The following is a 26145-nucleotide window of genomic DNA, read 5'->3' as shown; positions in this document are numbered from 1 at the left end:
GGCCCAGGCCTGGGGGTTTTGCTTTGTGCAGATTAAATCCTCCCCGCGTCACTCCCCCTCGCAATGCCCGTCTACACTCGAAATATTCCCCGTGCCATAACGAGACCGTTATGCCCAGACTGCCGACCGTGCTACTGCTGTCGCTGCTGACCTGGACCGCGACGGCTGGCGCGTTGACTCTCACAGATGAAGAGCATGGCTGGTTGGCGGACCACCCAGAATTGCGCCTGGGCGTTGATGCCTCGTGGCCGCCGTTTGAATATCGCGATGAAGAAGGTCGCTATCAGGGCCTGGCCGCTGACTATGTGAGGCTGCTCCAGGAACGCCTGGGCATCAAGATCAAGCTGATAGAACCGGCCAACTGGAGCGCATTGCTGGAGCAGGCGCGGAACAACCAGCTCGACCTGTTGCCGGGCATCATGTCCACCCCGGAGCGCCAGGGCTTCCTCGCATTCTCCCGGCCTTACCTCGACTTCCCCATCGTCATTCTCGCCCATGAAGGCGGTGCCCAGCCCCGCTCCCTCAAGGACCTGTATGGCCTGAAGATCGCCGTGGTGGAGAACTATGCCCCCCACGAATTGCTGCGCACCCACCATCCCGACCTGAACCTGGTGGCGATGCCCAATGTCAGCTCGACGTTGCAGGCCCTGGCCACCGATGAGGTGGACGCCGTCGTCGGCGACCTCGCCTCCAGCGTCTGGAGCCTGCGCCAGCTCAAGCTCGACGGCTTGTATGTCAGTGGCGAAACGCCCTATCGCTACCAACTGGCAATGGGCGTGCCTCGAGAGAACAAACTGCTGATTGGCATTCTGGATAAAGTGCTCGCCGACCTCAGCCCCAGCGAAGTTAACGAGATCCAGAAGCACTGGGTCGGCAATGTCATTGATCACCGGGCCTTCTGGGCCGACTTGCTGCTCTACGGCCTGCCTGCCGTGCTGCTGTTGAGTACCGTGCTGGCCATCGTCATTCGGATCAACCGCCGGCTCAGTTCGGAAATTTCCCGCCGGGTAGCCCTGGAGCAAAAACTGCGCAGCAGCGAATACCATTACCGTGGGCTGGTAGAGAGCCTCTCCGCCATAGCCTGGGAAGCTGACATCAACGATTTCACCTACAGCTACGTGTCACCCCACGCCGAAGAACTACTGGGCTATCCACGGGCTCACTGGCTGATCCCCGGCTTCTGGCGCAACATCATTCACCCCGCCGACCTGACCCGCGCCGACAGCTTCTGCAAGCAGGAAACCCGCGCCAACCGCGACCACAGCATTGATTACCGGGTGATCACCGCTGACGGCCGCTGCCTGTGGGTCAGGGACATTGTCAGCCTGATCAAGTATGGGCATGAGCCGGTTCTGCGTGGCCTGATGATTGATATCAGCGAGGCCAAGCGCACCGAGGAAGCGTTGCGGCTCTCGCAGGAGAAGTTCGCCTCGGTGTTCCAGCAGTGCCCGGACATCCTGGTAATCGCCCGCCTGTCCGATGGCTGTCTGCTGGAGGTCAACAAGGCATTCGAGGACCAGATTGGCCTGAGCGCCGCAGACGTCATTGGCAAGACCGCTACCGAGCTGAACATCTGGGGTATCCAGGGTGTGGGGCCCAACCTGCTCAAGCGCGTGCAGACCACCAGTATCCGTAACCTGGAGATGCCGTTCCTGCGCAGCAACGGCCAGGCGTTTACCGGGCTGATTTCTGCCGAACCCTTCCAGCTCGATACCACCGCAGCCTTGGTAGTGGTGGTGCGGGATATCACCCAACTGAAGGAAACCCAGCAACTGCTGCAGACTACCGAAGAGAAGTTCGCCAAGGCCTTCCACGCCTCGCCGGATGGCTTGTTACTGACCCGCCAGAGTGATGGCCTGCTGCTGGAAGTCAATGAAGGCTTTAGCCGTATCACCGGGTTCAACAGTGCGATGTCCCTGGACCAATCGACCCTGGACCTGGGCATCTGGGTGGACTTGAACGAACGCAAGCACATGCTCGAGCTGCTGCAGCGCGACGGCCTGGTGCGTGATTTCGTCTGCCATATCCGACGCAGTGACGGGCAGATTCGCCTGTGCGAGGTGTCCAGCCGCCCACTGCCCATCGGTGATGACGATTGCATGCTGACCATCGCCCGCGACATTACCGAACGCCAGTTGATGCAGGAAAAACTGCAACAGGCCGCAACAGTTTTCGAAAGTACCGCCGAAGGCGTATTGATCACCGATACCCGGCAGAACATCAGCGCCGTCAACCGTGCCTTCAGCGAAATCACTGGCTACAGCGAAGCCGAAGCCCTGGGCCACACCCCACGCCTGCTGGCTTCCGGCCTGCACGACAGCGCGTTCTACGCGGCGATGTGGCATCAATTGACCGCCAACGGCCACTGGCAAGGCGAGATCTCCAACCGGCGCAAGAACGGCGAGTTGTATCCCAGCTGGCTGACCATCAGCGCCGTGCGCAATCACGACCAGTCGATCACCCACTTCGTGGCGGTATTTGCCGATATCTCCAGCCTCAAGCACGCCCAGGCACGGCTTGACTACCAGGCGCACCACGACCCACTCACCGGCCTGCCCAACCGCACTCTGTTTGAGAATCGCCTGCAGGCCGCCCTCAATAACCAACAGGAAACCGGCAGCCAGGGCGCGGTGCTGTTTCTCGACCTCGACCGCTTCAAACACATCAACGACAGCCTCGGCCACCCGATTGGCGACCTGCTGCTCAAGGACATTGCCGTGCGCCTCAAGGAGCAGTTGCGCGATATCGACACCGTGGCCCGCCTGGGCGGTGACGAATTCATCATCCTGCTACCCGGCCTGCAACAAGCCAGCGACGCCCAGCACCTGGCCAATAAACTGCTGGCCTGCTTCACCCCGCCCTTCCAGGCGGGCGAGCACGAGTTCTTTATCAGCGCCAGCATCGGCACCAGCTTCTATCCCCAAGATGGCATCGACGTTGCCACCCTGGTCAAAAACGCCGATGCCGCCATGTACCGCTCCAAAGCCAAGGGCCGCAATCGGGTCGAACGCTACACCCAGGACCTCACCGCCCAGGCCAACGAGCGCGTCGCCCTCGAACACGAACTGCGGCGCGCCTTAGAGCGCGAAGAACTGTTTCTGTATTACCAACCCAAGCTGAGCCTGGAGACCCAACAACTGATCGGCGCCGAAGCCCTGATCCGCTGGCGCCACCCGACATTCGGCGACGTGCCTCCCGAACACTTCATCGCCCTGGCCGAAGAAAACGGCATGATCCTGCAAATCGGCGACTGGGTCCTGGAACAGGCTTGCCGACAACTGCACCAGTGGCGCAAGTCCTATGACTACTTTGGCCCACTCTCCGTCAACCTCGCCGGTGCCCAACTGCGCCACCCCAACCTGCTGGGGCGCATCGAGCAACTGCTCCGGGACAACCACTTGGAGCCCGGTTGCCTGCAACTGGAAATCACCGAAAACTTCATCATGAGCCAGGCCGAAGAAGCCCTGGAAGTACTGCATAAACTCAAGCGCCTGGGCGTACAGCTGGCCATCGACGACTTCGGCACCGGCTATTCATCCTTAAGCTACCTCAAGCGCCTGCCCCTGGACTTCCTGAAAATCGACCAGTCCTTCGTCCGCGGCCTGCCGGATGACCCCCACGACGCCGCCATCGTGCGCGCCATCATCGCCCTGGGTCACAGCATGCAATTCACCATCATCGCCGAAGGCGTAGAAACCCTCGCCCAACAGGCCTTCCTCACTGACGAAGGCTGCGAACAAATGCAAGGCTACATCGTCAGCCTGCCCCTGCCCCCCGACATATTCGCCGCGACCTTCCTTCACATGACCCATTCGGATTTTTCGGATAGCACAGTGGAGAAACCATCGTTATAATCCGCGACCTACTGAGGGCCTATAGCTCAGTTGGTTAGAGCAGGGGACTCATAATCCCTTGGTCCACGGTTCGAGTCCGTGTGGGCCCACCATACAAATCAAAGGCTTACGTCTATCGGCGTAGGCCTTTTGTATTTCCGCACATAAAAAATTAACGAACTGCTCAACGAATGCGGTCTGTGCCTCTCCGCCCACTGCTCGGCTCGTGTAGGCAGTGGCCTTTTGATTTAATCCGGGCGTATGCTGTGAAAAACCACGGCACCAGGGATCGATATGAAAAAGGCACTGGCAATACTGGCAATGAGCCTCGCACTTTACGGTTGCGCCACCTCCCATTACACAAGCGGCAGAGATTTCCCGTCAGAGAACGTCGCCAGCATCGTCAAAGGGAAGACAACGACAGCGGAGCTTAGGACCCTCTTTGGTGATCCTTTCGCAAAAAGCGCCGTCAACGACACCGATGAAAAATGGGTATACACCTACGCAAACGGTTCCGCGCACGCGCAGAGCTACATCGTTACGATGAAAGTCACCACCACCGGCACACAGAAAACTCTGGACGTACTGATTCGCGATGACATTGTCATTAACTTTACCTTTAATGAAGGTCAAAACCCTTACAGCTCGCAAACTAACTAAGCTGACGACTAGAACCATAAAAGGCAAGCAAAGTGAACAAGATCAACGCTCTGTTATTTTCTGTCACTTTCGTAATAGGCCAATCGGCTACGGCAGCGCCGATTTATCTCGATTGCACCATCAAGCATGCAGGAGGGGCTATTGAGTTCGCAGTAAAAACCGACGAAGACACGGGAAAAATAACGCAGATAAGTAAGCTAGGCAGCGCATTCAATGCCGAGGGGTTTTATTCATCCAACCAGATTACATATCAAACATCCGACGTTGTAGGCGGATTAAAAACCACTTACATTTACACGATAGACAGAAGTAACTTAGCACTAACCAGATTGTTCAGAGCAGAACCTACAAACCCTGCATATGCGGCCCAAATCCCACCGAAAACCTCAACTGAACACGGTGCGTGCGATATTGCAAAACAAGCAAAACGAAAAATATAAACCCGCTGCTTATGCCCACATCACTCCCGGATAAGGCGAGGCGTCCCGGTCAGGAACCGGTTTCGTGGCCTTCGCCATACCCTTCACTAAATCGTTGTAGCGCCGCTTCGTCTTACCGTTGCACACGCACATCCTCGGCGTTAGGAAACCGCCCCAGCGAGCTAGCCAGCGCCTAGGGGGCATCACCTCGGCAGCTTCGATAGCCCAGATAAGCAACTGCTCATCACTGGGTTGATCGTCTTCTGGCTCAAACTCATCGATCACGTGCATATAAGGCCCGTTGTAGTATTGCCCGACCGGTCAAGATCGGGCGGATGGATCAGTGGCTAGAACTACCGACGACGATATCAAGGGTCTGTTTCGTACCCATCAAGTTAGTGATCGCCGCGACGTTGCCCATGTCCAGCGGCTGGATAGCCTCTAGAGACTTACGAACGCCAGCGAGGCTAACCGTGTGCCCGGCAAGCTGCGAACGATCAGCGATGACCTGGAATGCCGCGTTGTGGGTGTCAATCAATGGCTTCAACTTCTCGACAAGCTGGGCAATTGATTTGCGAGCCACGACTAAGCGCTCCACGGCCTCCATTGCCTCGGCGGCTTGAGCATTGGCGGCGTCAATCTTTGCCTGGTTCACTTCGCTGACTTTCTGATCCTGAAGAGCCTCCAAGCGCAGGCTCAGTCGCTTTGTTAGCCGTGCTGTCGTATCAATCTGATCCTCTAGCGCCGCCACGTCTTCACCAGCTCGGCAAGCGGACTCCCACTGCTCATTAAGGGACGCTAGCAACAACTCGGCATCGATTAGTTGCTGTTCATGGCTGGCAATCATTTCGACGGTGCTCATGCTCGGGCCTCCAAACGAACCATGATGAGTCCTAGACTGGCCTCAATCATAGCCATACGGTGCAGCAGGCTTTGCAGCAGGTTGCGGTTACTGGTGCCTACGGGACGTCCAGGCTTGCGGATTTCGGCGGCCATCAGAAAGCCCTCCCGGAAAAATACTCGCTTAAGTCTGGAATCGCGTTCCCGTTAGTTGGTGCAGGCTGCCCAGCAAGCTTGGCTAGGGCTTGGGCATTGTTTCCCATACCTTTAGCTACAGTCGCCCCAAATTTATCGCTAACAACCTTTCGATTAGCCTCAATATTTTCCGACTTAAGAAACGCCAGATCCAACTTGATCGACGCGATGTCTTTTACCAGCCCTTCGAGAACTCCAACCAATGATTCCAGGTCGCCAGAATTAAGCGAAGCTGAGGCGTTTACAAGATTTCGAGCCATGATAATTTACCTGCACATAATTAATTAAGAGCGCCTATTATACCCCAAGTAAAAACATGTCTATTAATATGGGGAATAACACGAGAGTACTTAGCAGGCTATCTATATTGGCGATATATCGGTCAAGATATAGATCCAAGTGTACGGTGTGCCGCTTGTGCCGGGTTTTTCGACATTCATTATCTTTCTGAAAAAATACAATATTGATATTTCACTACTTATATTTTTTGAAAGGTTGGGGTATCTCAGATAACCCGGCACAAGCGGCACACATTGCACAAAGAAAAGGGGCCGCGATGGCCCCTTCTTGTTATTGCTGTTGCATGCTCCAACCTGGACGAATCTCCAAGCCACTTACATACTTTCCATGTCGATCCCGCGTACGCCCGAAGCCCAGACGCTCCAACCTATCCACAAAGGATTTCTGCTTAACCTTCTGCGCGATTCCTTGATCAGAAGCCCAACTCGTGAACGTGTCATACAACTTTTGAGAGCCGACTTTTCCTAATGCACTCCGTTCACACACGTCATCAACGAACTGGGCCACCTGATCGGCCTCTAGACGCCATTCCTCTTTTGCTTGGCGACTGCTCTCGGGATCAGTAAACCCGTGTTCCAGTGCTTCGCTATACGCATCCAGCGACATGTTGAGAATGCCGGGAAGCTCAGCTAGCAGCTTTTCTTTAAGCATGGGGTCCGTCTGGCCGAGACTGGCGTCAAACTTCCTATTGAAACGGATGACCAAAGCACGCCGGAACAAGGCATCGGAAAAATCCCGTGTGTGTGGCATGTGGTTCGTGCCAAACCAGCAAGTAGCGTACGGGCGCATGACGAACGGGTCTTGGAACTTATGCTCAACCGTCGCGGGCTCTCCTGACACAATGCCTTTCAAGGCGGCGTCAGCGATTACCTCACCTTCCCGGATTTCGGTAACGATGTTGGCTAGCTTCATGTGCAAATGCGCACGAGAGAAAGCACGGTCGAACTGCGAAGGTTGTACACCGGACACATTCTCTGACCCTAGCAGCGCCTCCAGCACCGACAGCAAAACAGATTTACCGTTGCTGCCGCCACCGATGAGCATAATGAATCGCTCATGCCTGCAATGCGTCATCAGCGTATATCCGAGCATTTCCAACAACGCCCGCGCCTTCTCTTTACCATCGCTGTCGGGCTCGAAAATCTCGCCCAGAAACTGAGAGAAGCGAGGCGCAGCGGCTCCAGGCTGGTACTCAATTGGAACCTGAGTAGTTCGATACTCAAGCTTGTTATGTGGCTCAAGCTCCCATTCGCCAGTCAAATCATGCCGCACTAGAGCCCCTGACATGCAATTCACAGATTCCGGGTCGCCTAGATTGAAAGCATGGTCTTTGGTATAGATCGCGGTCTTGAAAACGTCCGCGACGTTATTGACCACGTTCGCTGTAATAGCCGTGTGTGGTGCAAGCGCCCTTTGAACCAACTGCTTTACCGCTCGATCCTCAGCAACTCGCCAGACACCTCGACTCAGCCATTCGTAAACCAACGGCCCGGACGCGAGGATGTTGTCAGCACCTATAGAAACCAAAACGCGCTGAGCAAGCTCAAGATGGTCCTCGTGATCATCATCATTCGCAGCAGGGGCCATCTCGCGCAAAGTGCCCAGGCCGATACCTGTGTGATGCTTGATTGCTTTGAGCAAACGGTCACGCTCGATAGGACTCCGGGACAAAGCCTCTGCTACTAGGCTTTCAATATCGGACGACTCGCTCTCATCGCTCAGTAATTTCACATCCGCATTGATTTCTGAGTATGCCCGAGCCGGAATAGGTGCATATCCTTTGCGACGTGCGCCCTCAATCATTCCAGCCAGCTCGGCACCCAACAGCGCGGAGGCCCGTTCTGCACCTCGCTGCTTTACCACTTCAGGAGCTACGGCGGAAAAAACCAGATGAATCAACTCATCGTCAGCACCCCTTGCCACCATTCGGCCAACAATTCGCAAGGCGTTATCGTGGACACTCTCGCCTTGCAACAACTCAGCTAACAACTCTGTGTGATCACTGCTACCCCGCTCCCCAGGATCGTTAGCGGCGCTTAGTTGCGACTCCCTCAGCGTGTCCAGCCATTCCGAGAACTCGGCCCATGTATATCGCTGGCCGCCCTCGTGAACAATGCACGACCTTACAGGCTGCGCTTTTGTGTGGTTGAACCCAGGCAGACGCATCACACGGGGTAGGTCGTGAATACTCTTGTCACTATCAACCAGTGCAATCAGCTTTCTCTGAGCAGCCTCAAACTCATTCAAAGGCACGCCATCCACACACCAATACGCGTGATGCTTACCGGGTGACGACTCGACAATGATTGACGGAGCAAAGGGGACAAGCGACAGCCGATCCAGATGATCATCGATTACGTCAAAGTCCACATAGAGAGCGCGAATACGGGTGATGCTCGCTGCGTCATGCCCGCCAGCATTCACAACAGCGTAAGCGCCCCACCCGGCAATATTTTTCGCCTGCAAGTCATACAAAGAGTTTGCCTTGCGTGCTCCTTGCATTGGGTGGATAGCTCGATAGTGCCAATCTTGCGGTTGCGAATCAGGGTCTAAGAGCGCCAAGAATCGCATAGCCTCATCGACGTCTGGCATTGCCTTCAGAGCAGAGGCGATCATTGCACACCCCCACGGTAACTAGCGATTATTTGCACACGCTCGGCCTCAATCAGACCAGCAAGTGCTTTGCCTGAATTGAACGCCGCCAGATAGCGGCGATTGACCTCCCCCACATCAAGCGGTGCGGACTTGAGACTATCGAAGGCCTTCACGAATACGCTAATTGCGAGCGCATCGTCGTTATCGTTAGCACTGATCAAAGAGGCATTTCCGATCATCTGGTACAGGCCTGCAAGGGCTTTCACTTGTGTGATTTGCTGAGTATTCATGCCACAAGTTCCTTTTGTTGAGCCAACCGAACCAACACGTAAACTGCAACACGCGGATGAATACGGCCGAAGCGATCCGGAAGGTTTTGACGCTTCGTCAAAATCTCGTGCCCTTGCTCCCGCAACTCAATTACACGAGCGCCCGGCATCATCACGTTGTAGCAATCTCGTAGCTCAAAGGTGCTTGCAGGATGATCTATCAGTACGGCCAGGACACGCTGCCGTTGTACGTAAGCGCTGGTTGCTGTGAGATCGTCAACTTTCTGAAGGCAAGCCGATGCCACCCCTAGCTCGTAGGGCTGTTTAATCTTCATGATTAAGCCGCCTCTGTTTTTGCTAGGAAGGCTTCGACGGCGGACGATCGCCAAGCAACACGACGGGGTCCCAGCTGAATCGGCTTAGGGAAATGTCCTGCGCAAACCCAGCGCCACAGGGTTACAGGTGAAACGCCCAGAATAGCGCACACCTGCTTTTTGTTTAGTAGCTTGAGGTCGGCCTCGCGGGTAGTCGCCATGTCTGCCAATTGCGACGGGGTATACTTTGATTGCATAATTTTCTTGCCCTGATACCAGAGCCGGGCTAAGATCCCTTTTGAAAGTGAAGAGACGCCCAGCGAATAGCTTGGATACTCTAGCCTTAGTGGTTGCACCCACTTAGGACATAAAGCGTATATCTCAAGATTGCCACGCCTTTTTAAGCCGTGGCATTTCTTTGCGACCCAGAAAGTTTAACATGGTTTTTAACGACGTCAGGGCGCTATGACCCAAGGGTCTGCTCTCGACCAAAATACAACGGCCAGTCAGAAAAAGACGCTCAAGCTCTTAGCGAAACTACATTATCAGCAGGAGCAACGCCCGCGAGATCATCTAGATAACGCGCCCATCTATCCAAATCCCCACGCTTCTCCGGTAGATAACTCCATCGGTCATAATGCTTTGCCTGGACGCCTGAGCGGCCATGCGACAACAGCCATGCGCGGCGCTCTTGATTCACACCCAACGACGCCAAGTGAGTTTCGATAGTTGCCCTAAGTGTCCGCCAAGTGAAACGGCGAGCCTCACCTTTGGCCGAAAGCTGATCACCAAGCCCCGAGAAAATATCCAGCGCAGTACCAGGTGTAATGCTGACCTTGCCACGTAGAGAGAATGGCCCAGGCGCCTTACCGGTATCCTGAAGAGCTATCAGTGGTGACAGGATTTCGCGCAGTCGCTGAGTGATCGGCAATAGATGCTCTCGTGACGGAGCCCCCTTACCACCCTTGAGGTCGATTAATCGCATTACCTCTCCATGCTCGCCATCGTCATAGATGTCGGCCCAAGTTACACGGCAGAGCATCTCTACCCGTTGTCCAGCTAGGTAAAGCATCGCCTTCGCAATTGCACAGCGGCGCTCAGGCAAATCCTCAACGGCTAGAACAACCGCCCTCAATTCTTCTTTGGTCAGCGACCAGGTATTCGCTTGATTGGCGCCCTCGATAGTTGGCACGTCACGCGCAGGGTTTGATTTGAGACCGTATTGAACAGCGTCACCAGCGCGGAGCGGGTTCAGATCGCTCGCAAGCCCGAACGAAAACGCCGCTTGAAGGTACGAGCGCAATTTATCAGCCTGCCGTTTCTTACCATTGGTTGCTGAAGCCTTCGTCAAGCGAACGCCACGCCCTTTGCTGGCGACTGAGCGAGTCAGGCAACGACGCAGGATGTTAGCAATATCGCTGGGCTCGACTTCCTTGGCTTTGCATTGCGACAACTCAGGGAATGGGTCGAGAACATCCAGCTTTAGCGCACCGCGCACCGCCTTGGCACTGGACTTCCCCCTGCGTTCCATATCGTCGACATAGGCATTCAGCATTTGGCCCAGCGTTCCCTGTCGCGCCTCAACCTCGGCAGCACGTTGGGTTGAGCGCTGGCGCTCCTTTTTCGCGTCCTCATAGGCATCAATGCTTGAAAAAGCACGGATCTCCAGAGACTTAGCAGCAGCGTAGGCACGCCACTCAACTAATGTTTTTTCGGAATAGATTCCTAGCTTTAACCGCTCCTGCTTTCCTTCTCGGCGCAGACTCAAGTAAACCAGCACACCAGTAGCTCGGCGTTCAAAGATAAGGGAGCCTGCTCCTTTCCCCGCCAAAGCCTCGGAAAGCGTGCCTTTCTTCAACGCCGTGATCTTGCTGTGAACCAGTTTCTGCGCCATTCCTAGCCCCTTAATTCTCTTAACGAATTGCTCAACGAATCATAGCAATTTTAGGAGATAATAAGAAACGGCACGAAACGGTAGATAGGCTTGAAAGCGCCGCTTTATAAGATGTTGTCGTTTCATGAGGCGACAGAGTATTTCAAATCTTGTGACTCATAATCCCTTGGTCGTAGGTTCGAGTCCTACTGGGCCCACCATCTCTAGAAGCCGCGCACTGCGCGGCTTTCGCGTTTCTGGCGGTCCCCCCAAGCACCACTGGCCATGAGCCTGTAACATGCTCCCCCATTGCCGCCCACGCCGGAGCCCATCTTGTCCGCCACCCGCCCTCCCGTTCTCGATGAAATCGACCGCCAACTAATCGCCGCCTTGCAGCTCAACGCCCGTGAAAGCGTGGCAATGCTTGCTCGGCAATTGGGGATTGCCCGCACCACGGTGACCTCGCGCCTGGCGCGTCTGGAAAAGACTCAGGTGATTACCGGTTATGGCGTGCGCCTTGGCCAGCGGGTGGTGGATGGGGGGCTGCAGGCGTATGTGGGGATCACGGTGCAACCGCGTTCCGGCAAGGAAGTGCTGCGCCGACTCAGTGCCATGGCTCAGGTCCAGCAATTGTGTGCGGTCAGTGGTGAGTTTGACTATGTAGCCTGGCTGCGCACCGACTCGCCGGAGCAGCTGGATCAACTGCTGGACCAAATCGGCAGTGTCGATGGGGTAGAAAAGACCACCACCTCGATCATCCTCAGCAGCAAATTGGATCGCGGCCAGCCAATCTGACCGCCAGCTTCGTCACTTCGACTAAAAACAAATCAAACCGACGACACATTGCGTCTTATTAACGAGCGCTACGCTCCCTAGAATGGCTGCCATCTTTTCCTATACTTCACGGGTCGTGCCCCGCGGAGTTGCCAGCAAGGTCAGCCATGAACGCCACTCACAAGAACAATCGCCACCCTGCAGACGGTAAAAAACCTATCACCATCTTTGGTCCGGACTTCCCGTTCGCCTTCGATGACTGGATCGAACACCCGGCCGGGCTGGGCAGTATTCCTGCCGCCAACCACGGCGCCGAAGTGGCGATTGTCGGCGCGGGTATTGCCGGGCTGGTGGCCGCCTACGAGCTGATGAAGCTCGGTCTCAAGCCAGTGGTGTATGAAGCCTCGAAAATGGGCGGGCGCCTGCGCTCCCAGGCGTTTGAAGGAGCCGAAGGCATCATCGCCGAACTGGGCGGCATGCGTTTCCCGGTGTCGTCGACGGCGTTCTACCACTATGTGGATAAGCTGGGACTGGAAACCAAGCCCTTCCCCAACCCGTTGACGCCTGCCTCCGGCAGTACCGTGATCGACCTGGAAGGCCAGACCCATTACGCACAGAAACTCGCGGACCTTCCTGCGCTGTTCCAGGAAGTGGCCGACGCCTGGGCCGACGCCCTGGAGGCCGGTTCGCAGTTCAGCGATATCCAGCAAGCCATTCGCGACCGCGATGTACCACGGCTCAAAGAGCTGTGGAACACCCTGGTACCGCTGTGGGATGACCGCACCTTCTACGACTTCGTCGCCACGTCCAAGGCGTTCGCCAAGCTGTCGTTCCATCACCGCGAGGTGTTCGGCCAGGTAGGTTTCGGCACCGGTGGCTGGGACTCGGACTTCCCCAACTCGATGCTGGAAATCTTCCGGGTGGTGATGACCAATTGCGACGACCACCAGCACCTGGTGGTCGGTGGCGTGGCGCAGGTGCCCATGGGGATCTGGCGCCACGTGCCGGAGCGTTGCGCCCATTGGCCAGCCGGTACCAGCCTCAGCTCCCTGCACCATGGCGCCCCCCGGGCTGGAGTCAAGCGCATTGCCCCTGCTGCCGACGGGCGTTTCGCGGTCACCGACAATTACGGCGACACCCGGGAATACGCCGCCGTGCTGACCACCTGCCAGAGCTGGCTGCTGACCACTCAGATCGAGTGCGACGAAAGCCTGTTCTCGCAAAAAATGTGGATGGCTCTGGATCGCACGCGCTATATGCAGTCGTCGAAAACCTTTGTCATGGTCGATCGGCCTTTCTGGAAGGACAAAGACCCGGAAACCGGCCGCGACCTGATGAGCATGACCCTCACCGACCGCCTGACCCGTGGCACTTATCTGTTCGACAACGGCGACGATAAGCCAGGGGTTATCTGCCTGTCCTACTCGTGGATGAGCGACGCCCTGAAAATGCTGCCGCAGCCCATTGATAAACGGGTGAAGCTGGCACTCGATGCGCTGAAAAAGATCTACCCGAAAGTCGACCTCAAGGCGCGGATCATTGGCGACCCGATCACCGTCTCCTGGGAGGCCGACCCGCACTTCCTCGGCGCGTTCAAGGGCGCGCTGCCGGGCCACTACCGCTATAACCAGCGTATGTACGCACACTTCATGCAAAAGGATATGCCGGCCGAGCAGCGCGGGATTTTCATTGCCGGCGACGATGTATCCTGGACCCCAGCCTGGGTCGAAGGCGCAGTGCAGACCTCGCTGAACGCGGTTTGGGGCATCATGACCCACTTCGGTGGCAGCACCCACCCGCAAAACCCGGGGCCTGGGGATGTATTCGATGAGATCGGCCCCATCGCCCTGGCCGAATAAGGAGTCAAGCCATGCGTGTCGCCCTGTACCAATGCCCGCCATTGCCGCTGGATGTGGCCGGCAATCTCAAGCGCCTGCATAGCGTCGCCCATGAGGCGTCCGATGCAGATGTGCTGGTGCTGCCGGAGATGTTCCTCACCGGCTACAACATTGGTGTTGAAGCAGTGGGCGCGCTGGCAGAAGCGCAAGATGGGCCATCGGCACAAACCATTGCCGAACTGGCGCAGAACGCGGGCCTGGCAATTCTGTACGGCTACCCGGAGCGGGCCGAAGATGGGCAGATCTACAATGCCGTGCAACTGATCGACGCCAATGGCCAGCGCCTGTGCAACTACCGCAAGACGCACTTGTTCGGTGATCTCGATCACTCGATGTTCAGCGCCGGCGGCGACGAATTCCCCATCGTCGAGTTGAACGGCTGGAAGCTGGGACTCCTCATCTGCTACGACCTGGAGTTCCCGGAAAACACCCGGCGCCTGGCCCTGGCCGGCGCCGAGTTGATCCTGGTACCGACGGCCAACATGGTGCCCTTCGACTTCGTCGCGGATGTCACCGTGCGGGCACGGGCCTTTGAAAACCAGTGCTATGTGGCCTACGCCAACTATTGCGGGCATGAGGACCAGATCCAGTATTGCGGGCAAAGCAGCATCGCGGCGCCGAATGGCCAACGTGTCGCCCAAGCCGGCCTGGATGAAGCGCTGATCGTCGCCACCCTCGACCGCCAGGCGATGCGCGACGCGCAAGCGGCCAATCACTACCTGGCAGACCGGCGCCCCGAGCTATACGCAGCGCTGCACAAGCACTGACCACCGCGCTTTGCGCTAGCATAGGCACTTCCTACGTTCTGGAAGTGCTCATGCCTGTGCCGGCCCACCCTCATTATTTACAACTGACCCTGGCCAATGGCCTGCGGGTTTCCCTGCGTCATGCCCCACGCCTCAAGCGCTGTGCAGCAGCCTTGCGGGTAGCGGCTGGCAGCCATGACGCGCCGTTGGCCTGGCCAGGGCTGGCACATTTTCTCGAGCACCTGTTGTTTCTCGGCACCGAGGCTTTTCCTGCACCCGACGGTTTGATGGCTTACGTGCAGCGCCACGGCGGGCAGGTCAACGCCAGTACTCGCGAGCGCACCACCGACTTCTTCTTTGAAGTGCCCACCCCGGTGTTTGGCGACGCGCTGCAGCGCCTGGGCGATATGCTCGCCCACCCACGCCTGGCCATGGACGAACAACTGCGCGAGCGTGAGGTGTTACAGGCGGAGTTTGTCGCCTGGTCCCAGGATGCCGAGGCACAGCATCAAGTCGCGATAGTTGAAGGCCTGGCTAGCGGGCATCCGCTGCGGGGGTTTCATGCGGGTAATCGCGACAGCCTGCCGGTGCCACAGGAGGATTTCCAACAAGGGTTGCGCGGGTTTTATCAAGACTTCTATCAAGCCGGGCAAATGACCTTGAGCCTTGCCGGCCCACAGTCGCTCGAGGAGCTGCAAGCCCTGGCCCAGTGCTTTGCCGACAGCCTGCCCTCAGGCCACCTACGCCCGCAGCAGGCGCCACCGGCATTGATGGACGGCGATCAACATCGCTATCAACACCTCGACAAACAGCATCTGCACCACCTCATCGCCTGTAATGCACCCCGTGAAGCCCTGGAGTTCCTCTGCACCTGGCTGAATGCCGAAGCGGCCGGCGGTTTGCTCGCCGAGCTAAAAAGCCGGGAATGGGCAAGCGCGCTACATGCCAAGGTGCTGTACCAATTCGCCGGGCAGGCGCTGCTGGATATCGAATTCAACCTGGGGCCAAAGGGTTCACAACAGGCCCCGGCCATCGAAGCACTGTTAAACGACTGGCTGGGCTTTTTCGCTCACAGCGACTGGACGGCGCTGCGTGAAGAGTACGCCCTGCTGGTCGACCACCAGCGACAAGTCCGTGGTGCCCTGGCTCTGGCGCGCCAGGACAGTGAACACTTCGAGGCGCAACTTTCAGAGCCCCACTGCCAGGCCCTCAAGGCCATGCTGAATACGCTGCAACCGACGCCCGCGCAACAGGCCTGGCAACTGCCGCCGAGCAATCCATTCCTGCAACGGGCCCCCCAGGAACAACGTCCCGGACTGATTCGTGGCCAGACCAGCGCCCATCGCGGCTTGCGTACCTTTGCCCAAGACCGCTCCCGTGGCCGGCGCGAACTGCCAGGCCTGTCGTTCAGCCAAGCATTGCCTGCCGATAGCGACGAAGGCGCCCTGTACCTGCGCTGGCAACTGGATTCGCCCGCGCAGGGCTTGGATAACAGCCTGCAAACACTGCGGACCAACGCCCGTCAGGCCGGCGTGGAATTATCCTTCGAAGCCGTAGGCAATGACTGGCTGCTGAAAATGAGCGGGCTGCATGAACCGATGCCGGCCATCGTCGAGCAACTGGCACGGGACCTGACCCGGCCCGCTGCCAACCTTTGGCACAACGCACTCGCCAGCCCGGCGCCGCAGATGGCCATTCGCGAACTGCTCAAGGTACTACCGACCTGTTTTGCCGACACCGCTAACGTCAACGCGCTACCTGACCGGTGGGCCACCGCTCGCTGGCAAGGCTTGGGCATTGGCCTGCCCGCTGCGTGCGAAATGGCGATCAAAAATGCGGCGGCACGCCTACCCGGACACTGCACCGACAGTGAACACAAAGCTCTGTCCATCAACGGCCAACATCGCTGGCAAACCGTCACAACCGATGGCGACGAAGCCGCCTTGCTGCTGTTTTGCCCGGCCCCCAGCCAATCCCTCGCAGACGAAGCCGACTGGCGGTTGCTCGCTCACCTGGCGCAGGTCCCGTTTTACCAACGCCTACGTGTCGAGTTGCAAGTGGGCTACGCAGTATTCAGTGGCATCCGACAGTTCAATGGGCAAACCGGCCTGCTATTTGGCGTGCAGTCGCCCAATGTCGCGCTTGCGGGCCTGCTCGAACACATCCAGGCCTTCCTCACGCAACTGCCAGCCTTGATCAAGGGGAACGACGACTTGGGCAACACCACCCTGGCCCAGCAGTTCTCGCCACAGACACTGCCCAACGCCCAAGCCGCCGAGTTGCTCTGGCAGGCGCATTTGGCGGGGCATGGCACGGACTATCTTGAGCAACTGCAACAGTTGATCCAGGCCCGCAACCGTCAGAACCTCGTCGATGCGGCGCAGCAACTCAAGCAAGCCGCCGGCGGCTGGCAGTGCCTGGCCAATGGTGCGGCGGTGGGCGATTGCTGGCAGCAATGAAGCTAATCGTTGCCGATGCTGCAAAAGGCTTTTTCTGCCAAGACAGCGCTAGCTCGGCGAGAAATGGGTAATATTCCCACACACATCTGAACATCTCCGCCAGGAGGTGGACTATATGTATTACTTGGTAGTAAACGTCACATCCCTTCGTAGGAGTATGAATATGACTTGGTCCAAACCTGCTTACACTGATCTGCGTATCGGTTTTGAAGTCACCATGTACTTCGCCAGCCGCTGATTGCTTTTGTATTGCAATGCAACGCCTCGGCTCGCCGGGGCGTTTTTATTTTGAGTCTTGTGTGAAGGAGCGGCGATGTTTGTCCAGATTCTAGGTTCAGCCGCCGGTGGTGGCTTCCCGCAGTGGAACTGTAACTGTGTGAACTGCGCCGGCTTTCGCGACGGCAGCCTGCGGGCCCAGGCGCGCACCCAATCGTCCATCGCCCTCTCCGATGACGGCGTGAACTGGGTGCTGTGCAACGCTTCGCCGGATATCCGCGCCCAATTGCAGGGCTTTGCACCGATGCAACCGGGCCGCGCACTGCGTGATACCGGGATCAGCGCAATCATCTTGATGGACAGCCAGATCGACCACACCACCGGCCTGCTCAGCTTGCGCGAAGGCTGCCCGCACCAGGTGTGGTGTACCGACATGGTCCATGAAGACCTGAGCACCGGTTTCCCGCTATTCACCATGCTGACCCACTGGAATGGCGGCCTGGATTGGCAGCGCATCGAGCTGGATGCCAGCTTCACCATTCCCGCCTGCCCCAACCTGCGCTTCACCCCACTGCCCCTGCGCAGTGCCGCACCGCCCTACTCGCCCCATCGGTTCGACCCGCACCCCGGTGACAATATCGGCCTGATCGTCGAAGACCTGCGCACCGGCGGCAAACTGTTCTATGCCCCGGGCCTGGGCAAAGTGGACGCGCCGCTACTGGAAATCATGGCCGGCAGCGACTGCCTGCTGGTGGACGGCACGATGTGGGATGACGATGAAATGCAGCGCCGTGGCGTCGGCACCCGCACCGGCCGCGAAATGGGCCACCTGGCCCAGAACGGCCCCGGCGGCATGCTAGAGGTCCTGGAGCAACTGCCCCAGCAGCGCAAGGTGCTTATCCACATCAACAACACCAACCCGATCCTCGACGAAGACTCGCCCGAGCGCGCCGAGTTGGCCCGGCGCAATGTAGAAGTAGCCTACGACGGCATGAGCATTGAACTGTAGGAGAGCCCCAATGACCGATACACCGCTGAACCCCGCCGAGTTTGAACAGGCCTTGCGGGCCAAGGGTGCCTTCTACCATATCCACCATCCCTACCACGTGGCGATGTATGAAGGCCGGGCCACCCGCGAGCAGATCCAGGGCTGGGTCGCCAACCGCTTCTACTACCAGGTGAATATCCCACTGAAGGACGCCGCGATCCTGGCCAACTGCCCGGACCGGGAAATCCGCCGCGAGTGGATCCAGCGTTTGCTCGACCATGACGGCGCCCCCGGCGAAGACGGCGGCATCGAAGCCTGGCTGCGCCTGGGCCAGGCAGTGGGCCTGGACCCGGATCAACTGCGCTCCCAGGAACTGGTGCTGCCCGGCGTGCGCTTTGCCGTGGATGCCTACGTCAATTTCGCCCGCCGGGCCAGTTGGCAGGAAGCCGCCAGCAGCTCGCTGACCGAGCTGTTCGCCCCGCAGATCCACCAATCGCGCCTCGATAGCTGGCCCCAGCATTACCCGTGGATCGACCCTGCCGGCTACGAATACTTCCGCACCCGCCTGGGCCAGGCCCGGCGCGATGTCGAACACGGGCTGGCGATCACGCTTACGCACTACACCACCCGCGCCGGCCAGGAGCGGATGCTGGAGATTCTCCAGTTCAAACTGGACATCCTTTGGAGCATGCTCGATGCCATGAGCATGGCCTACGAACTGAACCGCCCGCCCTATCACAGCGTGACCGCGCAGCGGGTCTGGCATAAAGGGATCACCCTATGAGTTTCGACCGCAGCAAAAAACCGACGTGGCGCCAGGGTTATCGCTACCAGTACGAGCCGGCGCAAAAGGGCCATGTGTTGCTGTACCCCGAAGGCATGATCAAGCTCAACGACAGTGCGGCGTTGATTGGTGGCTTGATCGACGGTGAGCGCAGTGTGGCGGCCATCATTGGCGAGCTGGAGCAGCAATTCCCCGGCGTGCCCGAACTCGGTGAAGACATCGAGCAATTCATGGAGGTCGCACGTGCAGAGCACTGGATCGAACTTGCCTGACAAGCCCGAGATTGGCCTGCCGCTCTGGTTGCTCGCCGAGCTGACCTATCGCTGCCCGCTGCAATGCCCGTATTGCTCCAACCCGCTGGACTTCGCCGAGCAGGGCAAGGAGTTGAGCACCGAACAATGGATCAAGGTGTTTCGCGAGGCCCGGGAAATGGGAGCGGCGCAATTGGGGTTTTCCGGAGGTGAGCCGCTGGTGCGCCAGGACCTCGCCGAGCTGATCAGTGAAGCCCGCAAGCTGGGGTTCTATACCAACCTGATCACCTCCGGCATCGGCCTGACCGAGCAGAAGATCAGCGACTTCAAAAAGGCCGGCCTGGACCATATCCAGATCAGCTTCCAGGCCAGCGACGAACAGGTGAACAACCTGCTGGCTGGCTCCAGAAAGGCCTTCGCGCAGAAGCTGGAAATGGCCCGGGCAGTGAAAGCCCATGGTTATCCGATGGTGCTGAACTTCGTCACTCATCGACACAATATCGACAAGATCGACCGCATCATCGAGCTGTGTATCGCCCTTGAGGCGGACTTTGTCGAGCTTGCCACCTGCCAGTTCTATGGCTGGGCCCAGCTCAACCGCGTCGGCCTGCTACCTACCCAGGAACAACTGACCCGCGCCGAGCGCATCACCAACGAATACCGCGCCAAGCTGGAAGCGCAAGGTCATCCGTGCAAGCTGATCTTTGTCACACCGGACTACTACGAAGAACGCCCGAAGGCCTGCATGAATGGCTGGGGCAGTATCTTTCTGACAGTAACGCCAGACGGCACCGCCCTACCTTGTCATGGCGCCCGACAGATGCCGGTACAGTTTCCCAATGTGCGCGACCACAGCATGCAGCACATCTGGTACGACTCGTTTGGCTTCAACCGCTTTCGCGGCTACGACTGGATGCCCGAGCCGTGCCGCTCGTGCGACGAGAAAGAAAAGGACTTCGGCGGCTGCCGCTGCCAGGCGTTCATGCTGACCGGTGACGCCAGCAACGCCGACCCGGTGTGCAGCAAGTCTGCCGATCACGACATCATCCTTAATGCCCGCCTCGAAGCCGAGCACGCCACGCAGACCATCGAGCAATTGGCTTTTCGCAATGAGCGAAACTCACGGCTGATCGCCAAAGGCTGACGGCTCAGCGCTTGGCGATGATGTACACCGCATGCACGATACCTGGGATGTAGCCGCACAGGGTCAACAGGAGATTCAGCCAGAATGCGCCGGCGAAGCCCACTTGCAGGAACACACCCAAGGGCGGCAACAGAATGGCGATGATGATACGAATGAAGTCCATGGGTCAGCTCCAAAAAATCGGCTCGTGTGAGCCGTACAGCTAATCGACCCTGGCCGCGCGTGAGGGTTCAGTGGAATCTGGCACCGGGCCATCCTCCTCAGGCGAGGATGTCCAACCCGTGCTTTTGCACAATGCTCAATAGCTTGAGCGCCATACCACTGGGTTGCTTCTCGCCGGATTCCCATTGCTTGACTGTCGAGGCACTGGTGTTCAGGTAGCGGGCGAACACCGGCTGGCTGACATGGCTACGTTCGCGCAGCTGCTTGATCTGGGCCGCAGGTATCTGCGCCGGCACAGGTGCAATGCATAGCTCATCGAACTGCCGAAGGGTGGTCTTGCTGATGGCGCCAATCGAATGCAGCGCGCTGGCCGATTGGTGAATGGACTCCAGCGCTTCAGTTTCATATTTTTTGCGCATGATCTATCTCCACAAACTCCCTGAGATCCAGTAATTGCTGGATCTGTATTTCGTTTAAGCCTTTAGGCCTTTGCCAATGCCCTAAACCCAGCCAATTCCTTGTGGCTGATATTGCTTTGATCTTGCTTGGCGAACAGAAACTGATAAACCCAGTAATGCCTGCCCTTTGCCAAAACGATGGAACGATGCCGGTTGTGATTGAGGCGTTTCTTCCAGACTCCACCGCCCAAGTTATCCGCCTGGCCCCTGAGCATCTCGCCAAATGCCTCCCCCAATTCCGAATCGCAGATCCAGGCTTTGCTCGCGGCATCAGCAAAATGCCGGCTTTTGAACAGTCTGAGCTTCATAGGCATCCCTTCCCCACAAACATACCACCCAGTGGTAGATATTAGAAACAGGGCACACACAAAAATCTCTGCACCCTACCGGCACTCCCTGCCGGCGCCTGCAAAAAAGCCATTTTTTTCGACGGATCTCAAGCCTCCTTTTCAATCCAAAAATGACACAAAAAAAAACGCCCCCAGCCAAAAAAATCAGGCTGGAGGCGCCGCGTATAACGCGAGACGGTTCAGGAATAAGGGTTAAACAGCGATGCCCTTGCGGCATTGCAGTTGGGCGGTGTGCACGCGGGAAAACGCGCGGGCCAGACGCAGCAGCATTTCGTCAATATTGCTCTTGCTTAGCGTCAGCGCCGGGGTAAAGCGCAGGCAGTCGGGTTGTGGGGCATTGAGGATCAAGCCTTCATACAGTGCCGCCTTTACCACGGCATCTGCCGAATCATCCGACAAGGTCAGGCCCCACAACAGGCCCTGGCCTCGCAGTTCGCCCTGTCCATAGCGGTGAGCAACACGGGCCAGGCCTTCGCCCAGGTACTGCGCGGTATCACGTACGTGTTCGAGGAAGCCGTGCCCCAACACGCTATCGAGCACGGCGACGCCGGCCGCAGCCATCAGCGCATTGCCGTGGTGGGTGCCTTCGAGCTCACCCAGTTCAAAACAACAGGCTTTGCCACGGGCCAGCAACGCCGCCAATGGCACTCCGCCCCCAAGGCCTTTACCCAGGGCGACGATATCGGCGCGCACACCGTAGCGCTGTTCCGCCAGCAAGGTGCCGCAACGCCCGATCCCGGTCTGCACTTCGTCGAGGATCAGCAGGATCCCCAGCTCCCGGCACAGCCGCTCCACCCCCTTGAGGTAATGCTCGGTGGCCGGAACGACGCCGGCGTCGCTCTGGATCGGCTCCAGCATGATCGCCACGGTTTGCGCATCAACGGCGGCATGCAAGGCCGGCAGATCGTTGAACGGTACGTGGCAGAAGCCCGGCAGTTGCGGCTCGAAACGATTGTCGCCAGCACCTGCCGAGGCCGCCAGTGTCGCCAGGCTGCGGCCGTGGCAAGCGTTGCTGGCGGTGATGATGCGGTAGGCGCCGCCACGATGCAGTTGGCCCCACTTGCGCGCCAACTTGATGGCCGCTTCGCAGGCTTCTGCACCGCTGTTGAGCAGGTAGGCCTGGTCGCTACCGGTGCTGTGGCACAGGCGGTCCACCAGGTTCAGTTGGCTGCGGTTGTGCAGCCCGATGCCAGGGTTGATCAGCGCTTGCGCCTGGTCAGCCAGCGCACGCACCAGTACCGAGGGGCTATGGCCGAGACTGTTGGCTGCGCCGCCCTGGGTAAAGTCCAGGTAGGCACGGTCTTCGCTGTCCCACAGCCAGGAGCCCTGGCCGCGTACGAAAACCTGTGGCGGACGGGCCACGGTGGGCATCAGGGATTGGCTGGAAAGCTCATCGCGCAGCATCGGTTTTTTCGCGTCCAGTAACAGGTCATCCAGACTCGGTGCCGGGCGGCGCAGGTTGAACAGATTCATGCCTGCACACCCCGCAGGCTGTTGGCAACCCTCGATTGACGGAAGCCCGGCAAGTCGTTTTTTGCCTTGCCTATGTAAACACCATCGCTGTAAACGGTATTCATCGCGCTTTCTGGCCCTGTAAGCCTTGTGAATAGGCGCTAGACTAGGCGCCTTGGGGGCGTACAGCCATTTCGATTTTCCAGCTTTTTCGATAAGCGTTACTTATGGATTTCAAGCAACTGCGTTATTTCGTCGCGGTGTACGAAGAGGGCCATGTAGGCCGGGCTGCCGAGCGCCTGTCGATCTCCCAGCCGGCGCTGTCGCAGCAGATCCGCCAGTTGGAGCAGCACCTGGATGTGAGCCTGTTCGAACGCAGCAGCAAGCGCCTGTTGCCAACCCTGGCCGCCCACACCTTGTACAACCACGCCCTGCCGCTGCTCGATGGTATGCAGCAAGCCGTCGAGGCCCTGCGGCATTTCAAGGGCCAGGCGCTGCGCACCCTGGCCATCGGCGTGCTGCAAACCGTGCATACCAGCCTGGTGCCGCAGATGCTGGAGCGGGTACGCAAGGCCCAGCCGCACCTGGTGGTGCAGATCTACGAGCTGACGGGCCTTGAGATCGAACGCCGCCTGCTCAATGGCTCGCTGGACATTGGCATCAGCTACCTGCCGGCACGCCAGCCCGGTTTGCACGGTGTGCTGCTGTATGAAGATGAACTGAAAGTGGTCATCCCGGCCGACCATCCCTTGCGTGAATTCAAGAAGGTCTCCCTCAAGCAGGCGGCGGAGTTGCCCATGCTGTTGTTGGGCGAAGAGTTCCAGGTCAGGCAGATCTGGCAAGCGCAACTGGCGAACCTGGGGCGTCGACCACAGGTGCAAGCCGAGCTGAACACTATGGTGGGGATTCTCGACAGCCTGCCCCATACCAAACTGGCGACGGTACTGCCCGGCCGATCACAGGACGAACACACCAGCCAGGCGCTGCTATGGAAGCCCTTGAGTGAGCCACGGGTGCCGCTGAAGGTGGGGTTGGTGTGCCGGGATGTACAACGTCAGCAGGCAACGTTGGCATTGCTGCGCACCTTGCTCGAAGACGTGATGAATGGTCCACATGGGCCGACGGCCACGGTAGACGGGCTGGCCTGAACTTTTTCGCGGGCAATAAGAAAACCCCGCCGAAGCGGGGCTTTGCAGACTGTTTCCCTGACATCCATTTCACTCCGCCATCCTGGCAGAATCCTACGTGTCCCTGTTGTTGCTTTGCGCTTCCTGCGCGACGTCCATGTGAAGTAGATTAGCTGTGGATCCAATCTGGCGATAGAGGACGATTAGCAGCACGTCATGTAAGAGAATGCTTACACGCCCTCTTCGGCTTAGAACTGCGCTTCGTCCAGCAGGAACAGCGATTCACTGCCGGCCTTCACCGAAGCACTCAAAGAGTGGATACGCGGCAGCAGGCGGGCAAAGTAGAAGCGCGCCGTCCCCAGTTTGCTGGCGTAGAAGTCCTCCTCGGCCTCTTTGCCCAAGGCGGCCTTGGCCATCAGCGCCCACATGTAGGCGTAGGCCATGTAGCCAAAGGCGTGCAGATACTCCACCGAGGCCGCACCGATTTCATTCGGGTTGCTCTTGGCGCGGTCCAGGACCCAGGCAGTCAAGGTGTCGAGTTCGTCCACCGCAGCACTCAGCGGCTGAATGAACTCGGCCAGGTCACTGTTGGCAGTGGCGATGAAATGGCGGATCTCATCGGCAAACAGGGTGTAGAACGCCCCGCCGCTGCCAACGATCTTGCGCCCCATCAAGTCCAGCGCCTGGATGCCGTTGGTGCCTTCGTAGATCTGAGTGATGCGCACATCCCGCACCAACTGCTCCTGACCCCACTCGCGAATATAGCCATGACCGCCGAAAATCTGCTGGCCGTGCACGGTGGTTTCCAGGCCCAGGTCGGTGAGGAACGCCTTGGAAACCGGGGTCAGCAGCGCCACCAGGTCATCTGCGCGCTTGCGGGTCGCGGCGTCTTCGCTGAACTTGGCGGTGTCCAGTTGCATCGCCACGTAAGTGGAGAACGCCCGGCCGCCTTCGTTCGCGGCCTTCATGGTCAGCAACATGCGACGCACGTCAGGGTGGTTGATGATCGGGTCGGCGATCTTGTCCTTGGCCTTGGGGCCTGTCGGCGAGCGGCTTTGCAGGCGGTCACGCGCATATTCGACCGCGTTCTGGTAAGAGCGCTCGCCGGTCGCCAGGCCCTGGATACCGACACCCAGGCGCTCATAGTTCATCATGGTGAACATCGCCGCCAGGCCACGGTTCGGCTCGCCAACCAGGTAGCCAACGGCTTCGTCGAAGTTCATTACACAGGTCGCGGAGGCCTGGATCCCCATCTTGTGCTCGATCGAGCCACAGGTCACCGGGTTGCGCGCGCCCAGGCTGCCATCGGCATTGACCATGAACTTGGGCACCAGGAACAACGAGATGCCCTTCGGCCCGGCCGGGGCGTCCGGCAGCTTGGCCAGCACCAGGTGGATGATGTTTTCGGTGAGGTCGTGTTCGCCACCGGTGATAAAGATCTTGGTGCCGCTGACCTTGTAGGAACCGTCCGCCTGCGGCTCGGCCTTGGTACGAATAATCCCCAGGTCGGTACCGGCATGGGGCTCGGTCAGGCACATGGAGCCGGCCCACACACCCGAGTACATATTCGGCAGATAAGTGGCTTTCAGTTCGTCACTGGCGTGGGTGTTGATCGACACGCAGGCGCCGGACGTCAGCATCGGGTACAGGCCAAACGCCAGGCCCGAGGAGTTGATCATCTCTTCGACCTGGGCCGAGACCGCCTTGGGCATGCCCATGCCGCCGTAGGCAGGATCGCCACCAACGCCCACCCAGCCGCCTTCGGCGTAGGTCTTGTAGGCCTCGGGGAACCCGGCCGGGGTGGTGACCACGCCGTTGTCCCAGCGGCAACCTTCCTCGTCGCCATTCCGGCTCAACGGGGCGATGGTCTTGGCGGTGACTTTACCGGCCTCCTCAAGGATCGCCTCGACGGTTTCAGCATCCACGGTCTCGGCCAGGGCCGGCAATTGCGCCCACAGCTTGGCAACCTCGAATACTTCGTTGAGGACGAAGCGCATATCGCGCAGCGGCGCTTTGTAGTCAGCCATGGCAAACCTCG

The 26145-nt window shown here is 58.5% G+C and carries 25 protein-coding genes, 1 tRNA gene and 1 pseudogene; 14 read left to right on the top strand and 13 right to left on the bottom strand.

The window, feature by feature from the left end:
- Nucleotides 1-110 precede the first annotated feature (110 nt).
- The 4 genes from JFT44_RS20815 (at nt 111) to JFT44_RS20800 (ending at nt 4933) form a co-directional block, all read left to right on the top strand.
- Nucleotides 111-3854, top strand: coding sequence for a bifunctional diguanylate cyclase/phosphodiesterase (locus JFT44_RS20815; RefSeq protein WP_198831102.1), 3744 nt, complete (start codon nt 111-113; stop codon nt 3852-3854).
- 15 nt (nt 3855-3869) lie between these two features.
- Nucleotides 3870-3946, top strand: a tRNA-Ile gene (locus JFT44_RS20810).
- A gap of 181 nt (nt 3947-4127) precedes the next feature.
- Nucleotides 4128-4493, top strand: coding sequence for a hypothetical protein (locus JFT44_RS20805; RefSeq protein ID WP_198831101.1), 366 nt, complete (start codon nt 4128-4130; stop codon nt 4491-4493).
- A gap of 32 nt (nt 4494-4525) precedes the next feature.
- On the top strand, nt 4526-4933 hold the full coding sequence (locus tag JFT44_RS20800) for a hypothetical protein (RefSeq protein WP_198831100.1): 408 nt from the start codon (nt 4526-4528) through the stop codon (nt 4931-4933).
- A 9-nt stretch (nt 4934-4942) separates the two neighbouring features.
- On the opposite strand, the gene JFT44_RS20795 is transcribed toward JFT44_RS20800, so the two are convergent.
- From JFT44_RS20795 to JFT44_RS20760, 8 genes are all read right to left on the bottom strand, one after another.
- Nucleotides 4943-5203, bottom strand: a complete 261-nt coding sequence (locus JFT44_RS20795; protein WP_198831099.1) for a hypothetical protein — start codon at nt 5201-5203, stop codon at nt 4943-4945.
- A 49-nt stretch (nt 5204-5252) separates the two neighbouring features.
- The gene (locus JFT44_RS20790) at nt 5253-5774 is read right to left on the bottom strand and encodes a hypothetical protein (protein ID WP_198831098.1); all 522 of its coding nucleotides are present in this window, start codon (nt 5772-5774) and stop codon (nt 5253-5255) included.
- A 133-nt stretch (nt 5775-5907) separates the two neighbouring features.
- On the bottom strand, nt 5908-6207 hold the full coding sequence (locus JFT44_RS20785; protein WP_198831097.1) for a hypothetical protein: 300 nt from the start codon (nt 6205-6207) through the stop codon (nt 5908-5910).
- A 310-nt stretch (nt 6208-6517) separates the two neighbouring features.
- Complete coding sequence (locus tag JFT44_RS20780) at nt 6518-8863, bottom strand: phage/plasmid primase, P4 family (RefSeq protein WP_198831096.1); 2346 nt, start codon at nt 8861-8863, stop codon at nt 6518-6520.
- The gene (locus JFT44_RS20775) at nt 8860-9132 is read right to left on the bottom strand and encodes a hypothetical protein (protein WP_198831095.1); all 273 of its coding nucleotides are present in this window, start codon (nt 9130-9132) and stop codon (nt 8860-8862) included. Before JFT44_RS20775 ends, JFT44_RS20780 begins: the two co-directional genes overlap by 4 nt.
- The gene (locus JFT44_RS20770) at nt 9129-9446 is read right to left on the bottom strand and encodes a helix-turn-helix domain-containing protein (RefSeq protein WP_198831094.1); all 318 of its coding nucleotides are present in this window, start codon (nt 9444-9446) and stop codon (nt 9129-9131) included. Before JFT44_RS20770 ends, JFT44_RS20775 begins: the two co-directional genes overlap by 4 nt.
- A gap of 2 nt (nt 9447-9448) precedes the next feature.
- Entirely contained in the window at nt 9449-9646 is a 198-nt protein-coding gene (locus JFT44_RS29220) for a helix-turn-helix transcriptional regulator (RefSeq protein WP_374068254.1), read from the bottom strand.
- Nucleotides 9647-9945: 299 nt separating this feature from the next.
- On the bottom strand, nt 9946-11319 hold the full coding sequence (locus tag JFT44_RS20760) for an integrase (protein ID WP_198831092.1): 1374 nt from the start codon (nt 11317-11319) through the stop codon (nt 9946-9948).
- A 312-nt stretch (nt 11320-11631) separates the two neighbouring features.
- Between JFT44_RS20760 and JFT44_RS20755 the strand changes: the two genes are divergently transcribed.
- From JFT44_RS20755 to pqqE, 9 genes are all read left to right on the top strand, one after another.
- The gene (locus tag JFT44_RS20755; protein WP_057440306.1) at nt 11632-12093 is read left to right on the top strand and encodes an Lrp/AsnC family transcriptional regulator; all 462 of its coding nucleotides are present in this window, start codon (nt 11632-11634) and stop codon (nt 12091-12093) included.
- A gap of 146 nt (nt 12094-12239) precedes the next feature.
- Nucleotides 12240-13931, top strand: coding sequence for an NAD(P)/FAD-dependent oxidoreductase (locus JFT44_RS20750; RefSeq protein ID WP_198831091.1), 1692 nt, complete (start codon nt 12240-12242; stop codon nt 13929-13931).
- An 11-nt stretch (nt 13932-13942) separates the two neighbouring features.
- Nucleotides 13943-14737 carry a carbon-nitrogen hydrolase family protein gene (locus JFT44_RS20745; RefSeq protein WP_198831090.1) on the top strand — a complete coding sequence of 265 codons (795 nt, stop codon included), beginning with the start codon at nt 13943-13945 and terminating at the stop codon, nt 14735-14737.
- A 50-nt stretch (nt 14738-14787) separates the two neighbouring features.
- Nucleotides 14788-17175 carry a pyrroloquinoline quinone biosynthesis protein PqqF gene (gene pqqF, locus JFT44_RS20740; protein WP_198831089.1) on the top strand — a complete coding sequence of 796 codons (2388 nt, stop codon included), beginning with the start codon at nt 14788-14790 and terminating at the stop codon, nt 17173-17175.
- Nucleotides 17176-17338: 163 nt separating this feature from the next.
- Nucleotides 17339-17413, top strand: a complete 75-nt coding sequence (gene pqqA / locus JFT44_RS20735; RefSeq protein WP_003194766.1) for a pyrroloquinoline quinone precursor peptide PqqA — start codon at nt 17339-17341, stop codon at nt 17411-17413.
- A gap of 75 nt (nt 17414-17488) precedes the next feature.
- Nucleotides 17489-18400 (top strand): pyrroloquinoline quinone biosynthesis protein PqqB, encoded by a 912-nt coding sequence (gene pqqB, locus JFT44_RS20730; RefSeq protein ID WP_057440302.1) that lies wholly within the window; start codon nt 17489-17491, stop codon nt 18398-18400.
- A 10-nt stretch (nt 18401-18410) separates the two neighbouring features.
- Nucleotides 18411-19163, top strand: coding sequence for a pyrroloquinoline-quinone synthase PqqC (gene pqqC / locus JFT44_RS20725; protein ID WP_057960803.1), 753 nt, complete (start codon nt 18411-18413; stop codon nt 19161-19163).
- Nucleotides 19160-19435, top strand: a complete 276-nt coding sequence (gene pqqD, locus JFT44_RS20720; protein ID WP_032858571.1) for a pyrroloquinoline quinone biosynthesis peptide chaperone PqqD — start codon at nt 19160-19162, stop codon at nt 19433-19435. The genes pqqC and pqqD overlap by 4 nt, the downstream gene beginning before the upstream one ends.
- Nucleotides 19428-20558 (top strand): pyrroloquinoline quinone biosynthesis protein PqqE, encoded by a 1131-nt coding sequence (gene pqqE / locus JFT44_RS20715; protein WP_233098400.1) that lies wholly within the window; start codon nt 19428-19430, stop codon nt 20556-20558. Before pqqD ends, pqqE begins: the two co-directional genes overlap by 8 nt.
- A gap of 4 nt (nt 20559-20562) precedes the next feature.
- On the opposite strand, the gene JFT44_RS20710 is transcribed toward pqqE, so the two are convergent.
- The 4 genes and pseudogenes from JFT44_RS20710 to JFT44_RS20695 all read right to left on the bottom strand — a co-directional run bounded on the left by JFT44_RS20710 (nt 20563) and on the right by JFT44_RS20695 (nt 23001).
- Nucleotides 20563-20721 carry a YqaE/Pmp3 family membrane protein gene (locus JFT44_RS20710; RefSeq protein ID WP_081044318.1) on the bottom strand — a complete coding sequence of 53 codons (159 nt, stop codon included), beginning with the start codon at nt 20719-20721 and terminating at the stop codon, nt 20563-20565.
- Nucleotides 20722-20818: 97 nt separating this feature from the next.
- The gene (locus JFT44_RS20705; protein WP_057440299.1) at nt 20819-21139 is read right to left on the bottom strand and encodes a DNA-binding transcriptional regulator; all 321 of its coding nucleotides are present in this window, start codon (nt 21137-21139) and stop codon (nt 20819-20821) included.
- A pseudogene (locus JFT44_RS20700) lies at nt 21123-21486 on the bottom strand (type II toxin-antitoxin system RelE/ParE family toxin). Before JFT44_RS20700 ends, JFT44_RS20705 begins: the two are co-directional and overlap by 17 nt.
- Before the next feature lie 234 nt (nt 21487-21720).
- Nucleotides 21721-23001, bottom strand: coding sequence for an aspartate aminotransferase family protein (locus JFT44_RS20695; protein WP_057440297.1), 1281 nt, complete (start codon nt 22999-23001; stop codon nt 21721-21723).
- 206 nt (nt 23002-23207) lie between these two features.
- Here JFT44_RS20695 and JFT44_RS20690 point away from each other — a divergent pair, with 206 nt between their 5' ends.
- Nucleotides 23208-24128: a LysR family transcriptional regulator gene (locus JFT44_RS20690; protein ID WP_120734245.1), complete on the top strand. Its 921-nt coding sequence runs from the start codon at nt 23208-23210 to the stop codon at nt 24126-24128.
- A 227-nt stretch (nt 24129-24355) separates the two neighbouring features.
- Here JFT44_RS20690 and JFT44_RS20685 read toward each other — a convergent pair whose 3' ends face one another.
- Complete coding sequence (locus JFT44_RS20685; RefSeq protein ID WP_057960807.1) at nt 24356-26134, bottom strand: acyl-CoA dehydrogenase C-terminal domain-containing protein; 1779 nt, start codon at nt 26132-26134, stop codon at nt 24356-24358.
- Nucleotides 26135-26145 lie beyond the last annotated feature (11 nt).

It is taken from the genome of Pseudomonas sp. MF5691 (assembly GCF_016405645.1).
Classification (GTDB): Bacteria; Pseudomonadota; Gammaproteobacteria; order Pseudomonadales; family Pseudomonadaceae; genus Aquipseudomonas; species Aquipseudomonas shahriarae.
This window is presented reverse-complemented; position numbering and strand designations above follow the sequence as displayed.